This window comes from Natrialba sp. PRR66 (genome assembly GCF_034808065.1).
Lineage (GTDB): Archaea > Halobacteriota > Halobacteria > Halobacteriales > Natrialbaceae > Natrialba > Natrialba aegyptia.
Genome location: NZ_JAXHGN010000009.1, coordinates 1 through 21,147 on the forward strand (window position 1 = coordinate 1; position 21,147 = coordinate 21,147).

Genomic DNA, 21,147 nt, shown 5'->3' on the forward strand with positions numbered 1-21,147 from the left:
TGAGTAGAAGCCATATTGCCAGATTAGTACCGGCTCAGTGTAACTATACGGTCTTTCCGCAGTTCTACATAAGAGCGAGATACTACTCAGCCGATTATCCTACTCGGGATCTGGTCCGTGACGAGGAGACTGACATACTTGGCAATTCCACATTGGCTGGCCCGACCACTCGTCATTTGGGACAGTCTCGAGCTCTTGGAACTGATGCTCAGTCATTCGACCACACTTGCGACATTCAAGACGTGTTTTCGAGGGAGCACTGGGTTGACGATCCTCTAAGTGCTCGTCGTCGACGGATCGCTGAAGTGCAATTGCTGGCACCAACCAGACGTCGTTCTCCGCGCTCTCCAGTAGGGCTGTAAGCCGACCTTCGACGCAAATGTCGTACCCACCCTCGTCGTAGAGGAACGTCGTGTGCGCCCCTTCATTCCGCAAATGCGTCGAATCTGTCTGTCCCGTCCGATCACGAACGGCTGCGAGAAGCTGTTCACCGCTTTTGGAGGTAGCTCGAACTGCTTCGGGGAGCGAGGGCCACTTATCGGCCAGCTGTGCGGTGGGCTCTGCATCGAGGTCGTAAATCAGCTGACAGTCGTCGACCGCTGGATCTCTGTCAGCCTTCGTGAGGAGCCTAGCCGCAGCAGCACCCTTCGCGACGGCGGCGTAGAACGTCGACGCCTCGACGAGTAGATGGACGACGTGGAGTAGTGTCCACTCAGTATCCAGGGCGCGACTATCGTCGCTGGTTCCATCGAGATGGTTTGAGAGGCAGAACCGACACTTGGTACGGTTCGCAGGAATCGAAGCACCGCACGAGGAACACTCGCTTCGTGTCGATCTCGTTCGATTTGGATACGATTCGAGCCTTTCCTTTTGCAGTCCCTCTCCTTGCCCAGCGTTCCCTTGTCCAGAAAGATTGTTGTCGGGAACGTGGTTCGCTTCGCCAAGGGGTCGTAGTTCTTCAAAATCAGATTGTCGTCCATTCATAAAGTCGTCTGGCAGCACCTTCCTTCGTCTCTGTATTTAAATCTCGGCCCCCAACGCCGAAGTTGAATCGGCAGAAAACTCGCAGAGCGCGTCTTCAGACAGCCAATTCGTTCAGCGTGTCTCGATGCGACCGGATAGTCGTCGCAGTGACGCTCGCGGCCGCAGCGACTTCCGCCTGTGTCAGCCATCGTACCTCTTCGCGACCAGCCTTGTATAGACAGGCGGCTGCGAATCCTGATGGTTTGACGCCCGACGCTACTCCTGTCGATTCTGACTGTTCAGCCAACCGGCGAGCTCGCTGTCGGATGTACGCTGGAATATCAAGTTCCGACGCGAGACGGGGGATGAATTCGCTCGGTCGAACAGGTTGAGTTGGGAGTCCGAGTTCTGTATTCAGTGTCTTGTACGCATTCGTGACTCTCGATTGTTCAACGTGTGCTGCGTCGACGACGTCGTCGAGTAACCGTGAGTGGCCGTTACATCGACAGGCCCCGTAGACGCTTGCTGCCGCCATCGCCTCGATTGATCGGCCTCGAAGCAGATCTTCGGTTTGAGCGCTCCGGAACAGTTGACACGCCTGATCCCGAACCGAACCTGAGAGCTCGAGGACGCTCGCGATTCTTCGAACTTCACCCAAGCCGTGTGCGAGGTTTCGCTCGGCTTTCGACTGGAAGCGACCACGGGTCTGTTCACGCCGCATCCGGGATAGCTGCTGGCGCTTTCGCCCGGAGAGTTCGTTCCCGTTCGCATCTTTCCACCGACCGATTTCCGTCGACAGCCCTCGGTCGTGACGTGCCGCAGTCAGTGGAGCGCCCGTCCGCTTTCGCTGGTCCTGATCGTGAGTTCTCCATTCAGGACCGTGGTCGATTCGTTGTTCGTCAATAACGAGTCCACAGTTCTCGCAGACTGTTTCGACCGCGTTCGTAGTGATACGCCCGTCACATTCGGGACATTGGTTAGTACTCGACTTTGCCTGAACGTCTTCATCGAACCCAGTTTCGTAGATGTCTCTAGTTGCCATCGTTCTCACCGAATTACGGGGAGCTCGCCTCAACATCGAGCCCCTCACCCATTGAGGGGCAGATAAACACCGACGCCTTGGAAGCCTCTCCAACTGTGATCTGATGAAATGGGACTACTGAATATGGGTAGACTCGACTTCTATCAGCTTGAAAGTCCTACATATAGTGGTAGTAATGGATGTCTAGACGAGTATTTTGAGCTTCGGCCTCAGCAAGGATGTTCCCTACGGCATCTGAGATCCCAATCGTGACTGGGAGCTTCGTGCAGAAGTCCGATGTGTTCCAATCCAACTTCGTGAATGCTAGCATTTCCCGACACAGCTTTTGCGGTGACGAATCACTGACCTCTGGATCTGGTTTGACTACGATTGGCTCTGGGATATTCGAAGCCGGGTACGTCGACAACGCGGGGATGTATCCCTTCGTGTACAGGTAATGTTCTTCGTTGTTAGGGGCGGAGAGCATAGTTCCTCGAAGCGCCGGATAGATTCCGGAACTCAAAGCCCGAACCGGGTGTCGCTCTCGCACCGTGACGAAGTCCATCAACTCGATACTTCCCGCACCTTTGATGAAACCTTTACGCTCGTCTTCCCAGAACTCTGACCGCTTGTGAAGTACCAATCGTCGTGGTTCAGTCTTCTTGTGACTACGATAATGCCTGAGAATTTTTTTGACTAGTTGCTCAGCGTCTTCCTCTGCGAGATGGTTGTTTCCTGGGCCGTGTTTTTCTCCTTCGACAGGATCACCTCGAAGGATGAAGTTCTCCCCTGTCTCCAGGAATACTTGAGCCATCGCAGTCCGAGTTCGGGATCTGTCACCGCCTCGTTCTTTGTAGAAGGAGATCCCAGCAAAGCACGTCCCATCCTCCAACTCGGTTAGCTTCCAGGGATGACCTCGTTGCGCCTTGTAGAGTGTTCCGACCGCGATGTTCCATGCGATCTCGGATTTGTCCTGGACGTCCTCACCGCGGAGAGTCTTCGGCTGCATCAGCTGCGTTGGCAACCCGACTTCCATCCCCAGCAGCTTGATCCGGTTGTGGAAGTCGCTGGTCTCTGACTGCATTCGGGCATGGTCCTGGTGGGATGGAGTGCAGGCGTCCCACATCGCTTCAGGAATCGCGATAAACACGACGTCAGGCGGAGTCTCTTTCGCGTATAGGACTTCAAGATTTATTTTGATGATCTCGACCGCTTCTTCCAACCTGTCTTTCCTGCTCCGGATCTGGTTCAGGTCACGGATCTCGCCTCGAGTAATCGTCTGTCGCCACCGCTTCTGCGTGTTGAACGTAAAGTTCAGCGACGATCGCTCGCCAAGGCCAGGGAACGGTGGTTTCCACCGCTTCGACTTGTCTTCGTCGGCGGTGATCGCCAGCTCCATGTCCTTGAACAGTTTCTCGATTGCGCCGAGAGAGCGACCGGACCCGATGTATCCAATGTTGATGACTTGGTGTTCGGATTTACCGGACGGTGTTCTCGGACCGTACTCCATTAGCCCGACTCGAGGGTCGATGGCTTCTTGGCCGTTGGCGAACATCAAGCCGGGTTCGTCGAGGACTTCGGCAGTGAACTCGTTCATTGAAACTCTCCCAGCCACTTGTTCTGCATGGCGTCGTCCCGTTCGTCGGTGTCCTTGGGCGGTCTTTTGTCGACTTCAAGCATTACAGGTTCTGTCCCGATATCCAACTCCTCCTGTTTGGGTTCGCCATAGTCTAGAATTTTCCACCAGTGATTGATTCGACTCCGTGTTTTCCGGTTGTTTCCGTGCCGACTAGGACTGAACCTGTCGTGCAGCGGTTTGGCTTGTTCCCCGGTGATCCGGTTCTCTTTCCCGTTGGTGGTGAACAGGATAGCTGGTTTCAGGGTCAGGAAATATTGCCCCGAGTATTCGAGTATGCCGATACGAAGTGAGTGGTGTCGGAAGAATGGGGAGTCTCCGTTACCAAAGTACCGGGTGACCTGTCGTCCTTCTTCTTTTCGGACCTCTGCCTCGGGGTCTTCGTGCGGGAAGTAGAGGTGGTAGTCGCTACGGTAGTGTATCGCGATGCAGCCACGATTTTCTCCCTTGGATAGGACAACGGCCCGGATCAGCCGTTCCCCGATATCGGCGTTCCCCTGGTCGGCTTCTACCCAGGACTGGAATCCGTTCTCCTCGACCGTGTCCGGATCGATGAACTGTTTGACCGCTTTCGGCATTTCCTCTGGCGGCAACAGACTGTACACCTTGTTCGACTTAAACCAGGTCGGTACCGTGAAGGGTTTTAGCTTGAATGCGACCTGCTGTGTCGCTCCTTCTACTTGGTCTCCGATATACAGAGTTTCAGGGTACTCTGTTATCTCGACGAGGTTGGTCGTCAGCTCTGCTCTGTCGGTGATTGGTTCGGCTTCGCGTTGGAAGAAGTCCGGTTTGAACCGGTCGTCTTTCTCGAACTCCTCGATCTTCATCAAGAGCGAGTCATAGTCGGCCTGGTAGACGTGGGTGTCACTCAGGAATTCCTCGAAATCGTCCATTGGATAGCTCTCGATCTTCCTTCGGTGATCGTCTGAGAGTTTGTCGTTTTCGCAGACCCGGTCGTAGAACTCCTGGATTGCCTCGTCGGTCTGCTTGGTGACGTCGAAGATCTTCCGCCACTCTTTGAAGTTCTCGAGGTTCCGCCCGAAGATGGCCACGTCGAACCGTTTCTCAGGAGGCCGGTCCATGTAGTGGAGAAAGTACTTCCCCATCTCCTCCAGGAATTTCTTCCCGTGACGGCGCTGGTCTGTCCACTTGAGTTCGACCCAGACCTCCCGGTCACCCCTGATCTCTGGGAGTTCGTATTTCTGGTCGACAAGGCCGCCATGGGTAGGCGATGTTTCCGTGATGTAGTACCCCATTGCCTCCATGTACTCCTGGACCTTGTCACCGTAGATCTCCGAATTTTTCGCGAGGGCTTCGCGTTCGCCTAAGAGGTTGGTGAGCGCCACGTTATGTTGAACCTCACAATACAGTTCCTAAATCATTTCGTCGTAATGAACAGTCAATACCCGACTGGGAATAGAATACCTAGTTGTAGTTTTGAAGCTTCACGATTCAGATTCACCTTTTTCAATACAATAATTAGATGGGGTGTTGATACCTTAGAATAAGCATGACCTCTACACTGAGCGTAGGGGAGGTGACGGCCCTTCTCTTGGACGAGAGATTCTACTCAAACCCGCTACGCCCGAAAACCTTCTACAAACTGCTCTACTTTGCTGACAAGGAACTTTCTGACGTCGGGCTGGACACAGATATCCAACATTTCTGGTACAAGTTCGGAACCATGGTGAAGACTGGAGGGTCCCCAGTCACAATAGACTGGAGTGAGGATGCCCGAGAAATCCGATGCAGCCTTTCAGCTGCCCAGGTCACTCTTCCCCAAGAAGAAGAAACGAAGGCTCGTCTCGCACTTTCCCGAGCGCTCAACAGGCTGTATGAACAAAACACGGAGGGGCTGACCGATGAGATGTACGAGGACGCGCCTTACGACGTCCAGCGCCACTACCGAAGACTCGACAAACAACTCAGTGACGCTATCGACGACAAACCTGATTATCCTGAAGTAGACTCCAGCCAGAAAGCAGTCGTAGATACAGTCTTCGATATTATCGACACCTTTCCAGTCGACGACTACCCTTGGATTGAGCGGGATCTCGATCTCTGGTACTCGGTTCTAAGCGCTGAACTCGACGCAAAAGAATACAGGCTCCAAAAAGCCCTGAAAATCTCTGACCTGTTCTGGACCATCTTTTGCATCGACTTGGCCCAACGCGAAAACACGGGCCTGACCCCGGAAGAAATTGCTGAAGAACTCGACAGCCAAGATCTCGAAGGCCGACAAGACGATATCCGGAAAGAACTCCAACTTATCGAACGAGAACGCTCCCGTCTATACACGGACTTGGAAGAAAACGATGTAGTATCGGAGGCCGCCGATGGTGTTGCATTTGCCCTTCTCGGGCCCTCAACCGCTCCTTAACTACTATTCCCTATGACTCGGTACTTCGTAGACACCAACTGCTTGCTCGGACTCACTTTCCTTAACGACCGGTGGTACCCCGAGGCCAAACGCCTGTTTGACACCGACAACACAATCTATACCGGGAAGAACGCAGTCTACGAATACTGCTCAAGTACCGAACACAACAGTCGACGAAGCGCTGACATCCGACTCGAACGGGACGAAGGGCTGTACGGGGAGAAACGGGCAAAGCTCCGATTGAAGTTACGACAGTTCGGGAAGAAGCTGCAGACCTACCGTGACGACGAACTCGACATTGAGACGGTGATAGACGAGTACGTCGACCGCTTCGACATGAAGGAGTCCGAGGAGAAAGAAGTGCGGCCACGACTCCAGAAGTATTTTGAATGGTACTTCGAGAAAGAAGGGGAGATTTCTCGGCGGACAGCTCGTGAAGCTGCTCGAAAGCTAAAAGATGTCCTAATGGAGAGGTCAATTAAAAATAAGGATCAGATTGAGGCTCGCGTATATCTGGAGCCGATGCGCGATCGGGAGTATCCGGATGTCGAGAGACAGCTGAAGGAGTGGCCAGTTCGCATGAAGAACAACGCCGATATCGCGCTGTTGTGCGATGCGATATTCCTGGAAGAAGAAGTCGGCATCAGTCACTTCGTAACTGGCGACTTCTCGGATATCTACTCGAACCAGGATTGGATCCACGAGAACCTCGGGTTCAGTGTTCTGTACTTGCTGGAGACGTTTGCAGGTGAAGAAAAATCAACAGCCTCACTCGATTTGGACAATTAGAGTAGTACATCCGATTGAGTTCTCCGACACGAAATTAGAACTACGCTCTTGTGAAGGACATTGTTGGTGGGTCAGAGAACAGTTCGAACGATTTCTCTTAGGGCTTCTCGTCCGGGTTGGCGTAGGATTCTCCGGCGAAGTTCGAAGAGTCTGAGATACGCTGTGAGTTTGTCCTTCGAGATACCTCGATATGGCGAGAGCCACCGTCGCGCCAGCGACGTGTGGCTCTCGCAGGTATTCACGTGTGCGTCTCCGTCGACGTACTCGCCTTTGCCGTGAATAACCGCTTCTCGCTGGTAGCATTCATCCGTCTCCAGTGGATCGTACGCGCGAAATCCATCGGTATAGACTGTCGACGACTCCTCCTCGTGATCATCGAGGAGGAGTCGCACGGTCGATTCGTCGGCGGATTTCGACGGGATTACGTATCGCTGACCGCTGCCGCGATCAACGAGGACAAACACCGGTGGCTTGTCCTGGTCGTAGCTTCCTCGCCCACGTTTCGACAGGCCACGCGAGCGCGACGATTGGTCGCGCTCGCGGCCTTTCTTCCCGGCAGAGACGTAGAACTCATCGATTTCGATCGGGCCAACGAGATCGATGCGAGGCGCGTCGAGCGCTTCGCCAGAACGCTCGACGCGCCGGTGAAGCGACAGATACAAGACATCAAGTTCAGCGTCTAACTAGCGGATACTCGTGTTGAACCGGAGCAACGAGTAGAACGCGAACAACAGTTTATCGACGCCGATCTTCGCGTGCGCGAAGATCGTGCCGGTCTTGTCGTTGAACGTGCGTCCACAATTTTTACAGCGATACCGCTGATACTCTCGATAGCTGCCGTACTTAATCACCGATTCAGACTGGCAGCGCGGGCACTGGAGGCCCTCGCGCCAGCGAACCTGCTCCAGCAGGTTCGTGGCGCTCGCCTCTGAGCAAAAGACTTCAATTGGGAACATAGTCGGGTGATGTTGACGCATCACCCTTGTCCGCTACGCTTTCACAGCGCCAGCTCTGCTTGACCAACAATCTGCTTCCGAAGAGCGTTTAGAACTAATTCTATAGGTTGTGGCTGCGCGCGCAGCGAAGCGAGCACGGAGCGGAGGGTGGGGAGGTGGGGTCTGGGTCGGTCCGGCACATAAAAAAGAGGCCGCGTCCTCTGGCTACGCTTCCCACCACCGACCGCGCTCAGGGAAGTGGACTGTGGTCCAGCCGGTCAGAGCCACCGAGACACGCCCATTGTACCAGTTCTTCGCTGCTCCGTGAATGCGAACCGTCTCACCCTCACCGATCCAAGGTTGGTCACTTGCGACCCAACTCGTGAACTTCGTTCGCCCGCTCTCGTCTTCAATGAGTCCGACTTGCTGAATTGCCGGTGAATCGCTCTCCCACAGCTGGGTCACACGACCCTCGATGCTCACCTCTTTGCGATTGACGCCCTCGAGCTTCCCGATGGGAACCACCTGTCCCGGCGCCGTCTGCAACTCCTCGAACACCCCGACGACCGCGCTCATCAGGTCTTTTCCACCGACGACGGCTTCACTCAGCCGCTGGCCAATCGCCGCTCGCGACCAGCCATCCAGCTTCTCGGCCAGCCGCATCGACTGCTTGTTCACCGCCGCCAACTGCTCTTGCGCGAGTTCTGCACGAGGATCGTCCTGCTCCGGGTCCGCCATCGGATTCACGCTCGCCGCTCGCTTCTGGAACTCTGCACGCCGCTCAGCACTCCGCTTCGCCGCGATGTCTCGCGTCCGCTTTTCCCGACCTTCTTGCGTCCCCATCTCTGCTTGGGCACTGATGCGCTCCAGCTCAGCCTCCCGCGCCCGAATGCGCTCTTCCTGTTCGAGGGTCGCCCCATAGATCCGCTCGTCACTGGTGTCGACCATCCCGTCCGGGTGGTTCGCATCGACCTTTGCCTGCACCTCCATCTGCACCGTTGCCTGGAACTTCGGCGTCTCATCGACGACCTCGAAGCCGTCTTCGTCGACCGCCGCTTCGTCCGCTTTTTCAAATGCCTGTTCATCGACCGAAACTACATTACTGGTAGCGTTGTTACTTGACATTGGATCTCACTGATCCGAAGGCGCTCAGCGCCCGACACCGCGATGCTACTACATCGCGGTTTTCCGACGACAACGACCGACAGAACCATCTGCGCGCTCTCGCTCGCGCCTTCGCGAGCGCCCTATGGGCGCGAGCGAGAGCGCGCCCTAGTGAGGCGAATCATCCAGCACCGCGCGCCGACCCGCCCGGAGCGAGCGGCCAGCGGGATATGCCCGCTCGTGTCCGGCCCGGACTGCGGGTCCGTGTCCAGGGCGACTGTCGCCGAGAACGCGCGCCGCGGTGTGGCGCGCGACAGCGCAGGCGGCACCAAGCCCTGGAACGCGAAAGCCCGCAAGGGGCGCAACCGACGGGGATACCCGCTGGCGTCGAGGGCACATACATTTTAGCCCGGAACGGGCGTGGGCGGTGCGGAGAGCGCCCGCACGCCCGGAATGGTCGGTCGCGAGCGACGCGGAGGGCGGCAGCGGCGAGCGGGGCGGGCCGTTACGTACCATCTGGCCAGCTGGCCGCGTCGCTCGGCGAACCATCTATCGTCCTGGTGGACTCAGAAAGGGCGAGGCCGTCTCGGTCGTCCCCCGACCCCGTAAGCACCGAGCGAAGTGAGGCGCGCAGCGGCGTCCTCGTGAGTGAAGCGAACGAGGGCCAGCGAGACGGAGTCTCGCGCGGTCGCGGGATGCCGAGCAACGGGAGAGCAAGCTCTCCCGAGCTAACGGCGCTTCGTGCCGTGAACGGCCGAGGGCTTTCGAGAAGAAGACGACGATCGCAGACTCGCCAATTTCGAATCCTGGCCCACAGTGATCGGCGTCCGGGCTCTCCGAGGAGTGGACTACTTCAAGAGATCCTCAATGAAGCGGAAGCCGTTCACGTACGTGACTGAATCACCGTACCCCTCACTAGCGAACACGCTCTCAGCCCCTTCACCGGCAAGAATATCGGTCGTATAGATGTACGCCTGGTCTGCCCTCCCTTCCACGAACGCCTGAGCGGCGACCCCGGCGAGCGCTGGATCCGCACGTTCAATCTCGTCGGCAGGGCGATCATCCGCGTTGGCAATATACTGCTGGACACCGTCCATTGTCCGTGATACCAGCGCGTTCGTATACTGCAACGGATCTGCGACTCGCGCCCACCCCTCGTCGATTGCCGTGTCGATCGGCGGATTTTCTACATCGGAATCGTTGACGGTCAGTTCATCGTAGACACGCTCGGGGAGGACGAACGTGATATCGTTCCGGCGAGCGAACGCTCTGACCACGCGATACCGGCGATTCGAAGGTTGCCCCATCGCTGCGAACAGGCCAGTATCCGCGATGTGAATGGCACTCACGTGTCGTCGCCGGCAACGTCTCGATCGACACCCTCGATATCCGCGACCGACGCGCCAGCCTCCTCGATATCGAAGTGCTCGTGGACAATGGGCCGAAGCGCCTGGAGGATGATCTCGGCCGCGAGCGGCGAGATATCGAGATCACGAGCCATCAGCTGGTGGGTGATCTCCCCCCGCTCTCGATCCACGGTGTAGGTCAGGGCTGTCGCGAGGCCCGCGATTCCGTGCCGATGGATGTATGTATCGATGTCATCGTCGGTCGTGCGGCGCCCGACGGCATCGATGAGAGCTGGCGTGATCGTATATTCTCTGGTTCCATCGGCAGCTGTGACGGTCAGGTCGATGTCACGAGCTACATACGTCCGTGGTTGCTCGTCAGTCGTCGCCTCGAGGACGCCAGTGTCAACCAGCCGGTTGACGTAGGTGTATGCTGTCCCCTGCGCAAGGTCGAGGGCGTCCAACATCTCTTGTACGGTCACTTCCCCCTCTTGATCGATATACGCATACAGCTGAGCGAGCTGCGGCTCCTCGAGAAGGTCCGCGACCGAGAGAAAGTCGCGGATGACGTCGCCGTTGGCTCGATTTGACGTGCGTGACATGGCTTTGGTATTGATTACAGTTTACAGCGAAACAGTAAAGAGTGTTTGGGGTCACTCCTCCGGCGACACGACGAGATGCTCCTTGAGGTCGCGAGTCCAGTATGTGGCTGGTCCACCGGAACTACACCGCGCACACAGTTGCAGTGGTCCTTTTAAGTGACCGAGTTCCACTCGAAACCGCGTGAGTGCTGCGAGTGTGTCAACGACGAGTCTGCACCCGTCGCAGGCGTGGTGGTTGCGCTCGTCGGGATCTGGCTGTGTCTGGATCGCACAATCGACACAGATCGGGTGAGTGATCCGTTCGTCCGTCCCCCAAGTATGAGCTTCACCCAGATTCGAGCTGGGGAGTGCATCGCAGAAGGCACATCCGGAGAGAGTCTGCTGCATTTACGTTCCCTCCTCACAGGCGTCGCGAGCGGCCGTCCACCTGAGATGGAAGACAGCTAGCTGCCTGATCGAATCAAACGCTTCGCCACTTGGTTCGTGAACGAGCACTCGCTGTCCGGAATCCGGGATGACCACATCGTCCTCGAAGAGAGCACCAACGAGGCATCGGGCGGTCGTTTCGTCGACGTCTGCCGTCGAGACGTAAGTCGCAGCCTGGTCTTGAGCGAGGAGTCCGGTTTTAAGCCGTCTGTGAGCGTCAGCTGTGTTATTGATTGCATCTGAACCAGTCATGAGGATCAGTTCGAGGACGCTGTTCGAGCGCGCCTCGCGCCTCCCGGCGCCGATAAACTCGTATGTTGGTAGCAGATGAAGTGATAGAACAAGGTCTAGCTCCGCGAGTGTTAACTAACAAAATTGGGGATATCACTCGGAACTGTTGGTTAAAGTTAGTCTCCCTTCTTCAGAATTGCAGAAGAGGCCCAACTCAAAGGTAGATACAAAGAGTCTACCTCCGACGAGCGACTAGGCTGAGTACGTTGGCTTACTCCCCGCTGTTGCGGTGCTCAGGATCGAGCCGAACATACGCATCTGCGGTGGCACCCAGTTCAGTGAGCGAACTGTTGAGCGTCATCGGTTCGGGGAGTCGCTCATCAATCTCGCAGAGGGCTCGTTCGGCCTTGAGGAGCGCCTCGTGAAGGTCGTCGATGGGAACATGACCGCCATCGGCGGCGTCGTGTTCCAGGTGGTACCCCTGATCACCGTACTCCGAGTCAGGAATCGGATCATCGACACCGAGTGCTCGGTCGAATCCAGGGATGTCGTGTGGATCAGGGTCATCTGGTGTCATCGGTCGAGCACCTCGACGTCGGGATTTGCACCGGCTGAACCAGCGACCGCTTTCGCATGCTCGAGTTTGCGGCGTTCTCGCTGGGCCTGGCGTTCGAGTGCGGCTGCTCGCTGACAGCGTCTGATTCCCGCTTTGTCGCGGGTGCTGTCGTCATCGATCGTGAAGCGCTTGCCACGGTGGTCGATCTGCTCGAGCATCAGTACGCATCCTCCTGAGCGGCATCTCGAGCGTCCGCCTGCAGGTGGTCGTATCGGACCTCGCAGCTGTCCGAACAGAACCGGCCAGCGTATCCTGCCCGATCGCGAGTGCGTGCCGAACAATTCGGCATTCGGCACGCGTTGCGATTGGTCATCTGGCGATACCTCGCTTCAGGAACCGAGTCGTCTCAGCGTCTGATGACGCTGTTGCTCCGTCAGCTGTTCTCATGAATTGCTGCGGTGGGCTTCATTGAGCCCCCCGCAGCCCTTCCGGGGGCGACAAACCATCTCGAGCGAACGACCAGTTCAACCCGCAGTCACCGGTTGAACGTCCCATCCGGAGCGGGGATGATCCCAGTTCGGATCTCGAGATCAACGCGTCTGAGGTGCTTGCAGCCACCGTCGGGCTGGCGATGTTCAGAATCCGGGCAGGTACACGTCTCTGCCTCAACGTCAACCTCGTAGGTCTGCCCACTCTTGCTGACGACCTCGTAGATGAAGCCCACGCTGGCGAAGCGAACGTCCATCTCCTCGCTCAGTGCCCGGCGGGTTCGCGGCTCCTTGATCGAGTAGGCACTGGCCTCGAGCGGAGTCGGTGGGTCTGGTGTCTCACAGTGGTCGGTAAACTCGCGACGATGGTTTCGTTCTTGGCCACAGTTCCGGCAGTGCCAGTAGCGCGTTCGGTACTCGTATCCATCAGTGAGGTCAATCTCGTATGGTGTAGGTTCCGTGCCGGGTAGCCACTCGTCGACGGCAACGAGTTCGTGTCCATTCAGTCGAGCGACGTCGCCGGAATACGTTCGCTCTCGGTCACTGGTGTTGCAGTCATGGTAGTGCTCCTGGTGTTGCTTGCGTTGGATTGGTCGATCTGTACTCATGGATACTCTCGAGGCACACGTGGTCGCGCCTCACCCCTTAGGTGCGAAAAAACGATTTCCGGACTGGGCGATCGATAGGGGAGTGCAAGAGCTGACTGGAAAGAAAGAGAGTCGTTCATTCGAAAGCGGGCTTCGAGTCCGTTAATTGCCCCGCGAAGCCGGTTCTACTTCCACAGTGGGGTATTCTTAAGCAACTCGATACTGAAGAATCCAGGTACGAAGACGAGATGAACGACGGCACTGATCCACGGCTGCCGCTTTCGGAGTGGATTCTAGACGCGTACGATGTCCTTTGCACGCACTGTCTCAATTCGGACGATCATGACAATGTGCAGTCGGTCCCTCGAGAGCAAGCACTCGAGATCCTTCTGAGAACCAATGAACTGACTCTTGAACCTGAAGACGCGAACTATGCGCTTACCCGGCTGCTCGAGCGAGGCTACTTCTACGAGGTCGACGATGAACTCCGTGTGACGGCGCCGGAAACCTGACTTCGGTTGTAGTCTGAGACGTACCGCTCACTACACGTGCGAACTGCCCGCAGAGATATTTGCCAATTCAGATGGGTGTTTTTGTGAGCTTGCTGCATACAGGGCGCAAATGTAGCATCTGTAGAGCGCGATTTGCGCGAACGGTCGAGCTCTCAGTATAGGCGGAATCTGAAAGAACTATGTGGCCAATATGATAGATAAATTGGCATGAAAAAGCCAAATGGGGATTTCCGAATACATCGCTTATTTTGAGGGCGATTGGGGAGAGTGAGGGTCCGAATTAGGCCTCAGATTCAATGGTCGCTTGAAGATTGGAATGAATAGACTCTTTGAAGCAGAGAAACCATCCTCTCATACATCGAATGCCAGAGACGGTCGCACTTGCTGCGGAATTTGCCCTGATAATCCTCGTCGCCATCGGCCTCGGGTACGGTGCACGATTGACGGGCCAACCCATTCTCGTTGGGTATCTCTTCACGGGCCTCCTGATCGGCCCGGCAGTGTTTGGTCTGGTCACAGAAACAGAACTTATCGACACGATGGCCGAACTCGGTCTCGGCTTTCTGCTCTTCTTAGTGGGGCTACAGCTGCGGTACGAAGATATCAGAGAAATTTTCCGTCCGATTGTTTCGCTAACTGTGATAGGAACCATCGCTCAGACGGGGTTAGCGTTAGCTGTCGCGTGGGTTCTTGGCTTTCAAGGAAGTGAACTCGTTATAGTCGGACTCGCAGCTGTCTTTGGTGCGACACCGGTTATCGTTAAAGTCCTTCAAGAAAACGACCAACTCGAAACGTTACCGGGCCGAATCGATATCGGAGTGTTGATGCTCCAAAACATTTACCTCGTTGTTCTCCTCGCAATTCTTAGTTCTGACTCTCTTGAAAGTCCGGTTGAAATCCTCTCAAGTGTCGCATTCGTTCTCTTCTTCATGGCACTCATCGCGGTGTTCTCTTATGTTGCAGCACAGTATCTTCTCCCACGACTCTTTGCTGAAGTGTCGGGAAATAGAGAAGCACTGTTCATCGTTGGGATTGCTTGGGCGTTCCTGTTTATTGGCGCGTCCGATTATTTGGAACTCTCTATTGAGATGGGTGCGTTTATTGCTGGGCTCAGCCTTGCACAGGTCCCTCAAAGTGCACAATTATCCGAAGAGATTCGACCGATCACAGACTTCTTTATGTTGGTCTTTTTCACGAGTATTGGACTTCAGCTGACTGCCGAGCATCTGTTGGCTTACTGGAGAGAAGCAATAATCGCGTCCGTTCTTCTTATGGCTGCGAATTTCGTTGTGATGGCTGCATTGATCTACCGAGAGGGGTTTGCCCTCGAAACTTCGTTTGTGGGCTCGCTCAACATGGTCCAGGTGAGTGAATTCTCACTCGTACTAGGGACTCTTGCGTTAACGCAGCAACTCATCGGTGAGGGTGTACTCGGTTTTTTGAGCCTTCTCGCCATCATCACGATGAGTGCATCGACGTACCTTCTGAACTACAACTACACGCTCTACGAACGGGCGGAACCGCACCTACAGCGGTTTAAACGAGAAGGAGAGGATGATGACGGGGTTACTACTCGACAGAACCATGCGGTGGTCATCGGACACGATGAGGTGACGCGCGATCTTCTCCCGCTACTCCGTGAGCACTTCGGAGAGGTCGTCATTATAGATCGCAACCCCGAGGACGCAGAATATCTTGACTCCGAAGAATATGACGTGATTCACGGAGATTTCAAGCACAGCGAACTTCGTTCGGAGGCAAAACTCGAACGGGCTGCCTTTGCGCTTAGCACATCAGTTGAGTTAGATGTCAACAAGACGTTATTAGATAAAGTCAGTGACGAGTCACTTGTGTTCGTTGAAGCTGAGTTAATCGAAGACGCATTCGAACTCTATGACCTCGGAGCTGACTTCGTCATTCATAGCACATTGATTGCTGAGGACACAATAGACGAACAACTACGAACCTACCTCACGGAGCCAGCAGAGTTCAAGAGGCTTAGAGACCATGATTATGGGCGTCTACAGTGGGTGAACACCGATGAGTGAACTTCTCTTTTCACTGGCGACGATCTTCATACTCGCTGCTGGATTCCTCGTCATCGCAAATAGATTCTCTATTCCAGCGATCCCAGTGTACATCGTTGTCGGACTGCTGTTACCTCCCCTGGTCGGAGAGGACTTGACGCTGGAACTCGCTCAGTGGGGCATCGCGTTCCTCGTTTTCATTTTCGGGGTGAACGTCGAACCAGGTCGCCTTCGAAGCGTCGCCAGTGATAGTGAGCACGTCGCAGCTGCTCAGTTCCTCATCGTCAGTGGGATAGCGTTCCTTGTCTCGCTTGGATTCGGACTCGGTATCCTTGACGCAACGTACCTTGCTATCGCTGCTGGGCTCAGTTCCTCGCTGGTTGGGCAGGAGTTGTTCAAACGCGAGATCTATCTCAATCTCGTACACGGGCGGCTTGTTCAGTCGATTCACTTTATCCAGGACCTGTTCGCCATTCTTCTCATTCTCGTCCTCAGCGCAGCGGTATTTACATTCGATGGCGTGGCGCTCAAACTCGGATACGGCGTCGTTCTTCTCACGACCGCGATACTCATCCGAATCTACCTGTTTGATCTGCTTGCGAAATTAGCTGGTGATAACGACGAGCTCGTCATTCTCACCGGAATTGGACTGCTGATCGCATTCATCGCAGGATCGGTAGCATTGGAAATCTCTATTGCGGTCGGGGCCTTCGCAGCAGGACTTGCCGTAACACGCGATTTCCCGAACAACTTAGCCCTGCTTTCCGGTCTAGATTCGCTGAACTCGTTTTTCAGTGCGATATTCTTCGTGACGCTTGGAAGCCTCGTTACCTTCCCTGGAGCTCTTGGAGAAGCCATCGAGGTGCTTACACTCGCTGGAATCCTGATTCTGTTCGTCGTTATCGTAAAGCCAGTAGTGACGATCTTTTTGCTGATCCGCAGAGGGTATGAGACGCGCACGGCGTGTCTCACGAGCTTTACACTGGATCAGGTGAGCGAGTTTGCACTGATCATCGCTATTCAAGCGCTGTTGCTCGAACGGATTTCGGAGCCGGTGTTCCAAGCGATCATCCTCGCTTCTGCCGTAACGATGATCACGTCAACCATAACGAAAGAATACGATGAGCAGTTGTCTCGCTTCTTCTCGAAATCGAAGTGGTTTGCGTCGAGCCACGAGCAGTCGCTTGCTCGAAGCGAGGTCGATTCGGATGTGACGGACCACGTTATCATCGTCGGCTATGGTATCCTCGGAGCCCGAATCGCATCCGTTTGCAATGATCTGGACGTTGATGTGGTTGTGATTGAGCACGACCCGGATCAATTCAAGAAGGTACAAGCTGAGCAGGAGCAGTACGTATTTGGCGATGCAATGGTCGATCACACGCTCGACCAAGCAAATGTCGCAGAGAGTCAACTCGTGTACTCTACAACGTCGGACAGACGACTTTCCGAGCACCTTCTTTCATTGAATACTTCGACAGATATTATCGTTCGGGCTGATGGACGGCAAGAAGCGTTAGCGTTGTTCGAAGCGGGGGCCACGTATGTTGCGGTTCCAGACCTTCTGGCATCCGAACGCTTGTTGCAGGTCGTGCGTGATACGATAGATTCAGAGATTGACAGGGATGAACTCCAATCCCAAGGCAGAACCGCGCTCGAAGAGGCAGAATTGATTTTACGCGGGCACCACACGGGTAACTAATCAGCGTTGTGAGTTAGCTTGGAGACAGTCTGATATGTTTGTTTGGAGGGAACATAATCAGCTTGACCACACAATCTTGTGAAGTTGTGAAAATTCTTTGGAGAGAACAAATATTTGCGTGGAAACCAATTACTCGGGTATGTATGATTCCATATTGGTGCCAGTGGATGGAAGTGAATCCAGCACAAGGGCATTGGAGCACGGGTTAGCGCTCGGAGAAATGAGCCAGGCTCAGGTTCATCTCTTAACGGCAGTCGATAAAAGTGAAGCCGCAGGCCTTGACAAACTGCTCTATTGAAAATGCGGTACAGCAGCGGAGTCAAGAAAATTTTGCGTCGAGAATTCACGAATTTCTACTGGGAAGTGGCGTAATTCCCCTCCATTTTGACGATGAACCACGAACTCATCTCGAAACGAGTATATTCGAGACTAAGGAGTGTGGATATTACCGAACAGCAACCGTTGAAATCGGCAAATCGCCACGCTGTCTTCCATTTCAATAGAACACTTAATAGGACTTTGTAAGGACAAGCCACACCATCATGCAGACGGCTGTTTAGTACTAATCGTTATGCAAGCACTCCGCTGGCACGACGAGGGCGACGTCCGGGTCGACGACGTCCCGAAGCCGGAGATCAAGGAGCCGACCGACGCGATCGTCGAGATCACGGCGACGGCGATCTGTGGCTCGGACCTCCATCTCTACAACGACTTCATGCCGGGCATGGAGGAGGGCGACATCCTCGGTCACGAGCCGATGGGCGAAGTCGTTGAGGTCGGCGAGGAGGTCGACGACCTCCGGGAGGGCGACCGCGTCGTCATTCCCTTCACGATCAGCTGTGGCGAGTGCTGGTTCTGCGAGAACGATCTGTACTCGCTGTGTGACGAGACGAACCCGAACGCCGAGATGGCCGCCGAGACGATGGGCCACTCGCCAGCCGGTCTGTTCGGCTTCTCGCACACCCTCGGCGGGTACGACGGCGGGCAGGCCGAGTACCTGCGGGTACCCCACGCCGACGTCGGCCCGATCAAGATCGAGTCGGACCTCTCGGACGAGGAGGTACTGTTCCTCTCCGATATCTACCCGACGGGGTATATGGCCGCCGAGAACGCCGAGATCGAGGAGAACGACACGGTCGCCGTCTGGGGCTGCGGCCCGGTCGGCCAGTTCGCCATCCAGAGCGCCTGGATGATGGGCGCCGACCGCGTGATCGCAATCGACCGGATCGAGGAACGCCTTGGGATGGCCGAGGGTCACGCCGACACCGAGGTGATCGACTACTCCGAGGACGACGTCTACGAGTGGCTGATGGACGAGACCGACGGCCGAGGGCCCGACCGGTGTATCGACGCCGTCGGCTCGGAGGCCCATCACACCTGCGTCGATCACGTCCCCGACGAGCCCGACCGTCCCTACGTGCTCCAGGAGGCGATCAAGTCCTGTCGCAAGGGCGGAACCCTCTCGATCCCAGGCGTCTACATCGACGGAGTGGACGACATGCCGATGGGCCCGCTGATGAACAAAGCTCTCACGGTCAACGCGGGCCAGACCCACGTTCAAGCCTACCTGAACCCGCTGCTCGAGACGATCGAGAACGGCGAAATCGATCCCGCGGAAATCATCACCCACCGGGGCTCGCTCGAGGACGGGCCCGAACTCTACGAAACGTTCAACGACAAGGAGGACGACTGCATTAAAGTCGTCTTAGAGCCGTAATCGGCGAACGACTCAACCCGTTAGATCCTGTACGAACGTCACCTGCTTCTCGATACACGCGGTAGCGGTAGGGACCGTGCTTCTCGCCGCCGCTCATGCAGTGACAACTGTCGTATCTCTTCTCGACTCGATGAACCAGCCGGTCACAAGAACTGCTTACCGATCGATGATCTGTTCTTGTTCACCGAGGGTGTTTTCGTGTTCGTCACGCGCCTCATTGTGGGCCTCAACGTCCCCCTCGTCTCGGTCTGCGAGTTCCTGTAATCGATCTTCTTTCCCATAGAGGGTAACGGTATCTCCCGGTTGAATCTCTGTATCTGGACCGGGGGCACCGATATAGTCATCACTTCGCTCGATCCCGAGCAGGATCACCCCTTCGTCAGAGAGATTCAATTCTCTGGCTGTATCATTTGCCAGCCATTCGTCTTCATTGATCTCAACTTCGGCGACGCGATATTCACTCTGAAGACCGAGCACCTGCGTGTAATCTCGGATGGTAAGATCCGTTGTACCGTCAAGTGCCCATTCAATAACTGGCGTCAATGCTCGATTCAATAGTTGGCTACGAGCGAGAAGAATAATCCCGATAACACCACCGATAATGTAGATGAGAGTAAGAATATTTTCGCCCTCGGCGTTAGTGAACGACAGAAGGACCGACGCAAGCACACTCACAATCCCGATGCTTCCGAGTCGGATGAGCCAGATGACAATGGTTCGTCTGCTTGGGTCTGAGACCGTAAACTCTGCTTCTTCGGTCGTGTACCCCGCTCCCGAAAATGCTGATGCTGCCTGAAATGAGGCCACGTCCGGTGAGATACCAGTCATTCGGAGTGCAATCGCTCCGATCCGGGTCACGAGTAGTATGAGGGCAAAGATGATGAAAACGGACAGGATTTGATTTGTCGCTACCATGAGATGGTGTTCTACAGCGAACTGTAAAAATACGCAGTCCCCATTCAACGGGATCGCTATCTTAGCAGACTGTATTGATCGATCCAGCATGACAGAAGTCAGGCCATGTTAACCGTTGTAAGAAGCGTCTGAACAAAGCCCATGGACGTCGGATCATCCCGACGCCACCCGAGGATTCCGCTCTCGTCCCTTGTGCAACACTCGCGGCCCGCGAAAGGCCACCGGTTGCACAAGGCTGAGTCGGGGATACGGTGCTCTATTGAAAATGCGGTACGGGAGTACGATCATAGCGTTTGAGCGAGCTTCTTGATATTGTTGAGTGCGAATGAGAGAACGATCTCACGGAATTGACGGTACCAGAACCGCGAACGCAGGGCGGAGTCCTGCGTTCGCTTGACTGTCGAGTACGACGTTTCTGCCATCCATCGCTGCGTATAGCCCTTTGCCCGGATGAGTGTGTTATTCGCAACCGCCGTCGCTGACGATCCACGGTAGTGAACGAGGTACTCGACGTCTAATCCAGCGATCTCGTATTCGGTGTGCCAGTCTTGGAACCCGTTGTCGGCGGCCACGGCCCGCAGGTCGTCCGCGTTTCGGCGGACGACCCGCGGGCCTGCCTTCGTATCATGTTCGCGCTCGATACAGCAATGGACGTCCAGCACCGCCAACGACTCTGTATCAGTCAGTGTCGTCGCTTTGATCGTCGTGACGCTGCGCTCACAGCGCTGGAGGTAGTACTGCGAGGCTTGCTTGCGTTCGAAGAACGTGCTGTCGAGTGCGACGTGACCAGAGTGTGGGTGTTGCTGCGCTGAGACGCGCAGCAACGCCCGCCAGATGTACATCGCGTACCTATCGAACGAATAGTAGAACGTGGTCGGATCAGGAAGCGCATCTGAATGGAGGCCGAGGCGGTCACAGATCTTCGGCATGAGACTCAATCGATCAACGAGTTCGGCGTAGCTATGGCCCTCTTCTTTGCGAATACAGTGGGCGACGATATGGGCCTCGCGGGCAAGCCCGCCCGAGTCGGGCTTGCCCGCTTGCTTCCCCAACGCTTGTTTAGCTACACGTAGTGCTGTCTCAACGAGGTCGAGAAGGCGATTATGGGCGTCGCACTTCTCGACCTCGTCTCCTCATACTCATTACGGAGTAATCCCGTCGCTGTCTTCCATTTTCAATAGAGCATGACAAACAGGTTCTTGAAGCGGGA

At 55.5% G+C, this 21,147-nt stretch carries 21 protein-coding genes and 1 pseudogene; 7 read left to right on the top strand and 15 right to left on the bottom strand.

What is annotated here, in order from left to right; genetic code table 11:
• Positions 1 to 99 precede the first annotated feature (99 nt).
• From SM755_RS22855 to SM755_RS22870, 4 genes are all read right to left on the bottom strand, one after another.
• Positions 100 to 984 carry a hypothetical protein gene (locus SM755_RS22855; protein ID WP_323174759.1) on the bottom strand — a complete coding sequence of 295 codons (885 nt, stop codon included), beginning with the start codon at positions 982 to 984 and terminating at the stop codon, positions 100 to 102.
• 94 nt (positions 985 to 1,078) lie between these two features.
• Entirely contained in the window at positions 1,079 to 2,005 is a 927-nt protein-coding gene (locus SM755_RS22860; RefSeq protein ID WP_323174719.1) for a transcription initiation factor IIB family protein, read from the bottom strand.
• Between the two features lie 157 nt (positions 2,006 to 2,162).
• The gene (locus tag SM755_RS22865) at positions 2,163 to 3,581 is read right to left on the bottom strand and encodes a hypothetical protein (RefSeq protein ID WP_323174720.1); all 1,419 of its coding nucleotides are present in this window, start codon (positions 3,579 to 3,581) and stop codon (positions 2,163 to 2,165) included.
• Entirely contained in the window at positions 3,578 to 4,966 is a 1,389-nt protein-coding gene (locus SM755_RS22870) for a hypothetical protein (RefSeq protein ID WP_323174721.1), read from the bottom strand. Before SM755_RS22870 ends, SM755_RS22865 begins: the two co-directional genes overlap by 4 nt.
• Positions 4,967 to 5,130: 164 nt before the next feature.
• On the opposite strand from SM755_RS22870, the gene SM755_RS22875 reads away from it, so the two are divergent.
• Positions 5,131 to 6,000 carry a hypothetical protein gene (locus SM755_RS22875; protein ID WP_323174722.1) on the top strand — a complete coding sequence of 290 codons (870 nt, stop codon included), beginning with the start codon at positions 5,131 to 5,133 and terminating at the stop codon, positions 5,998 to 6,000.
• 12 nt (positions 6,001 to 6,012) lie between these two features.
• Positions 6,013 to 6,789, top strand: coding sequence for a hypothetical protein (locus SM755_RS22880; RefSeq protein ID WP_323174723.1), 777 nt, complete (start codon positions 6,013 to 6,015; stop codon positions 6,787 to 6,789).
• Between the two features lie 71 nt (positions 6,790 to 6,860).
• Here the strand turns inward: SM755_RS22880 and SM755_RS22885 are convergent.
• From SM755_RS22885 to SM755_RS22925, 9 genes and pseudogenes are all read right to left on the bottom strand, one after another.
• Positions 6,861 to 7,745, bottom strand: a pseudogene (locus SM755_RS22885) (IS1595 family transposase).
• A gap of 204 nt (positions 7,746 to 7,949) precedes the next feature.
• Positions 7,950 to 8,849 (bottom strand): DNA-binding protein, encoded by a 900-nt coding sequence (locus SM755_RS22890; protein WP_323174724.1) that lies wholly within the window; start codon positions 8,847 to 8,849, stop codon positions 7,950 to 7,952.
• 827 nt (positions 8,850 to 9,676) lie between these two features.
• Positions 9,677 to 10,177: a hypothetical protein gene (locus tag SM755_RS22895; protein ID WP_323174725.1), complete on the bottom strand. Its 501-nt coding sequence runs from the start codon at positions 10,175 to 10,177 to the stop codon at positions 9,677 to 9,679.
• Positions 10,174 to 10,776: an ArsR family transcriptional regulator gene (locus SM755_RS22900; RefSeq protein ID WP_323174726.1), complete on the bottom strand. Its 603-nt coding sequence runs from the start codon at positions 10,774 to 10,776 to the stop codon at positions 10,174 to 10,176. The genes SM755_RS22895 and SM755_RS22900 overlap by 4 nt, the downstream gene beginning before the upstream one ends.
• A gap of 51 nt (positions 10,777 to 10,827) precedes the next feature.
• Complete coding sequence (locus tag SM755_RS22905; RefSeq protein WP_323174727.1) at positions 10,828 to 11,163, bottom strand: hypothetical protein; 336 nt, start codon at positions 11,161 to 11,163, stop codon at positions 10,828 to 10,830.
• Positions 11,164 to 11,454 carry a hypothetical protein gene (locus SM755_RS22910; protein ID WP_323174728.1) on the bottom strand — a complete coding sequence of 97 codons (291 nt, stop codon included), beginning with the start codon at positions 11,452 to 11,454 and terminating at the stop codon, positions 11,164 to 11,166. It abuts the gene before it with no gap.
• Between the two features lie 250 nt (positions 11,455 to 11,704).
• The gene (locus SM755_RS22915; protein WP_323174729.1) at positions 11,705 to 12,010 is read right to left on the bottom strand and encodes a hypothetical protein; all 306 of its coding nucleotides are present in this window, start codon (positions 12,008 to 12,010) and stop codon (positions 11,705 to 11,707) included.
• Entirely contained in the window at positions 12,007 to 12,207 is a 201-nt protein-coding gene (locus tag SM755_RS22920; protein WP_323174730.1) for a hypothetical protein, read from the bottom strand. Before SM755_RS22920 ends, SM755_RS22915 begins: the two co-directional genes overlap by 4 nt.
• Before the next feature lie 317 nt (positions 12,208 to 12,524).
• A complete protein-coding gene (locus SM755_RS22925) occupies positions 12,525 to 13,085 on the bottom strand; it encodes a hypothetical protein (RefSeq protein WP_323174731.1) in 561 nt (186 codons plus the stop codon).
• 227 nt (positions 13,086 to 13,312) lie between these two features.
• Here SM755_RS22925 and SM755_RS22930 point away from each other — a divergent pair, with 227 nt between their 5' ends.
• The 5 genes from SM755_RS22930 (at position 13,313) to SM755_RS22945 (ending at position 19,022) form a co-directional block, all read left to right on the top strand.
• On the top strand, positions 13,313 to 13,576 hold the full coding sequence (locus tag SM755_RS22930) for a hypothetical protein (protein WP_323174732.1): 264 nt from the start codon (positions 13,313 to 13,315) through the stop codon (positions 13,574 to 13,576).
• A 362-nt stretch (positions 13,577 to 13,938) separates the two neighbouring features.
• On the top strand, positions 13,939 to 15,624 hold the full coding sequence (locus tag SM755_RS22935) for a cation:proton antiporter (protein ID WP_323174733.1): 1,686 nt from the start codon (positions 13,939 to 13,941) through the stop codon (positions 15,622 to 15,624).
• Positions 15,617 to 17,305: a cation:proton antiporter gene (locus SM755_RS22940; RefSeq protein WP_323174734.1), complete on the top strand. Its 1,689-nt coding sequence runs from the start codon at positions 15,617 to 15,619 to the stop codon at positions 17,303 to 17,305. The genes SM755_RS22935 and SM755_RS22940 overlap by 8 nt, the downstream gene beginning before the upstream one ends.
• Before the next feature lie 139 nt (positions 17,306 to 17,444).
• Positions 17,445 to 17,603 carry a universal stress protein gene (locus tag SM755_RS24605; RefSeq protein WP_369335285.1) on the top strand — a complete coding sequence of 53 codons (159 nt, stop codon included), beginning with the start codon at positions 17,445 to 17,447 and terminating at the stop codon, positions 17,601 to 17,603.
• 273 nt (positions 17,604 to 17,876) lie between these two features.
• The gene (locus tag SM755_RS22945) at positions 17,877 to 19,022 is read left to right on the top strand and encodes a zinc-dependent alcohol dehydrogenase (protein ID WP_013199655.1); all 1,146 of its coding nucleotides are present in this window, start codon (positions 17,877 to 17,879) and stop codon (positions 19,020 to 19,022) included.
• 156 nt (positions 19,023 to 19,178) lie between these two features.
• Here SM755_RS22945 and SM755_RS22950 read toward each other — a convergent pair whose 3' ends face one another.
• Together SM755_RS22950 and SM755_RS22955 are read right to left on the bottom strand one after the other, a co-directional pair.
• The gene (locus tag SM755_RS22950; protein WP_323174735.1) at positions 19,179 to 19,937 is read right to left on the bottom strand and encodes a TrkA C-terminal domain-containing protein; all 759 of its coding nucleotides are present in this window, start codon (positions 19,935 to 19,937) and stop codon (positions 19,179 to 19,181) included.
• 284 nt (positions 19,938 to 20,221) lie between these two features.
• Positions 20,222 to 20,989, bottom strand: coding sequence for a transposase (locus SM755_RS22955; protein WP_323174736.1), 768 nt, complete (start codon positions 20,987 to 20,989; stop codon positions 20,222 to 20,224).
• Between the last annotated feature and the right edge of the window lie 158 nt (positions 20,990 to 21,147).

Excerpts from the sequence above, each read along its gene's own strand:
- SM755_RS22880 (WP_323174723.1), top strand. The coding sequence starts at position 6,013 with ATGACTCGGTACTTCGTAGACACCAACTGCTTGCTCGGACTCACTTTC.
- SM755_RS22855 (WP_323174759.1), bottom strand. The coding sequence starts at position 984 with ATGAATGGACGACAATCTGATTTTGAAGAACTACGACCCCTTGGCGAA.
- SM755_RS22865 (WP_323174720.1), bottom strand. The coding sequence starts at position 3,581 with ATGAACGAGTTCACTGCCGAAGTCCTCGACGAACCCGGCTTGATGTTC.
- SM755_RS22925 (WP_323174731.1), bottom strand. The coding sequence starts at position 13,085 with ATGAGTACAGATCGACCAATCCAACGCAAGCAACACCAGGAGCACTAC.
- SM755_RS22905 (WP_323174727.1), bottom strand. The coding sequence starts at position 11,163 with ATGCAGCAGACTCTCTCCGGATGTGCCTTCTGCGATGCACTCCCCAGC.
- SM755_RS22860 (WP_323174719.1), bottom strand. The coding sequence starts at position 2,005 with ATGGCAACTAGAGACATCTACGAAACTGGGTTCGATGAAGACGTTCAG.
- SM755_RS22900 (WP_323174726.1), bottom strand. The coding sequence starts at position 10,776 with ATGTCACGCACGTCAAATCGAGCCAACGGCGACGTCATCCGCGACTTT.
- SM755_RS22875 (WP_323174722.1), top strand. The coding sequence starts at position 5,131 with ATGACCTCTACACTGAGCGTAGGGGAGGTGACGGCCCTTCTCTTGGAC.
- SM755_RS22915 (WP_323174729.1), bottom strand. The coding sequence starts at position 12,010 with ATGACACCAGATGACCCTGATCCACACGACATCCCTGGATTCGACCGA.
- SM755_RS22950 (WP_323174735.1), bottom strand. The coding sequence starts at position 19,937 with ATGGTAGCGACAAATCAAATCCTGTCCGTTTTCATCATCTTTGCCCTC.
- SM755_RS22910 (WP_323174728.1), bottom strand. The coding sequence starts at position 11,454 with ATGACTGGTTCAGATGCAATCAATAACACAGCTGACGCTCACAGACGG.
- SM755_RS22920 (WP_323174730.1), bottom strand. The coding sequence starts at position 12,207 with ATGCTCGAGCAGATCGACCACCGTGGCAAGCGCTTCACGATCGATGAC.
- SM755_RS24605 (WP_369335285.1), top strand. The coding sequence starts at position 17,445 with ATGTATGATTCCATATTGGTGCCAGTGGATGGAAGTGAATCCAGCACA.
- SM755_RS22890 (WP_323174724.1), bottom strand. The coding sequence starts at position 8,849 with ATGTCAAGTAACAACGCTACCAGTAATGTAGTTTCGGTCGATGAACAG.
- SM755_RS22935 (WP_323174733.1), top strand. The coding sequence starts at position 13,939 with ATGCCAGAGACGGTCGCACTTGCTGCGGAATTTGCCCTGATAATCCTC.
- SM755_RS22930 (WP_323174732.1), top strand. The coding sequence starts at position 13,313 with ATGAACGACGGCACTGATCCACGGCTGCCGCTTTCGGAGTGGATTCTA.
- SM755_RS22945 (WP_013199655.1), top strand. The coding sequence starts at position 17,877 with ATGCAAGCACTCCGCTGGCACGACGAGGGCGACGTCCGGGTCGACGAC.
- SM755_RS22940 (WP_323174734.1), top strand. The coding sequence starts at position 15,617 with ATGAGTGAACTTCTCTTTTCACTGGCGACGATCTTCATACTCGCTGCT.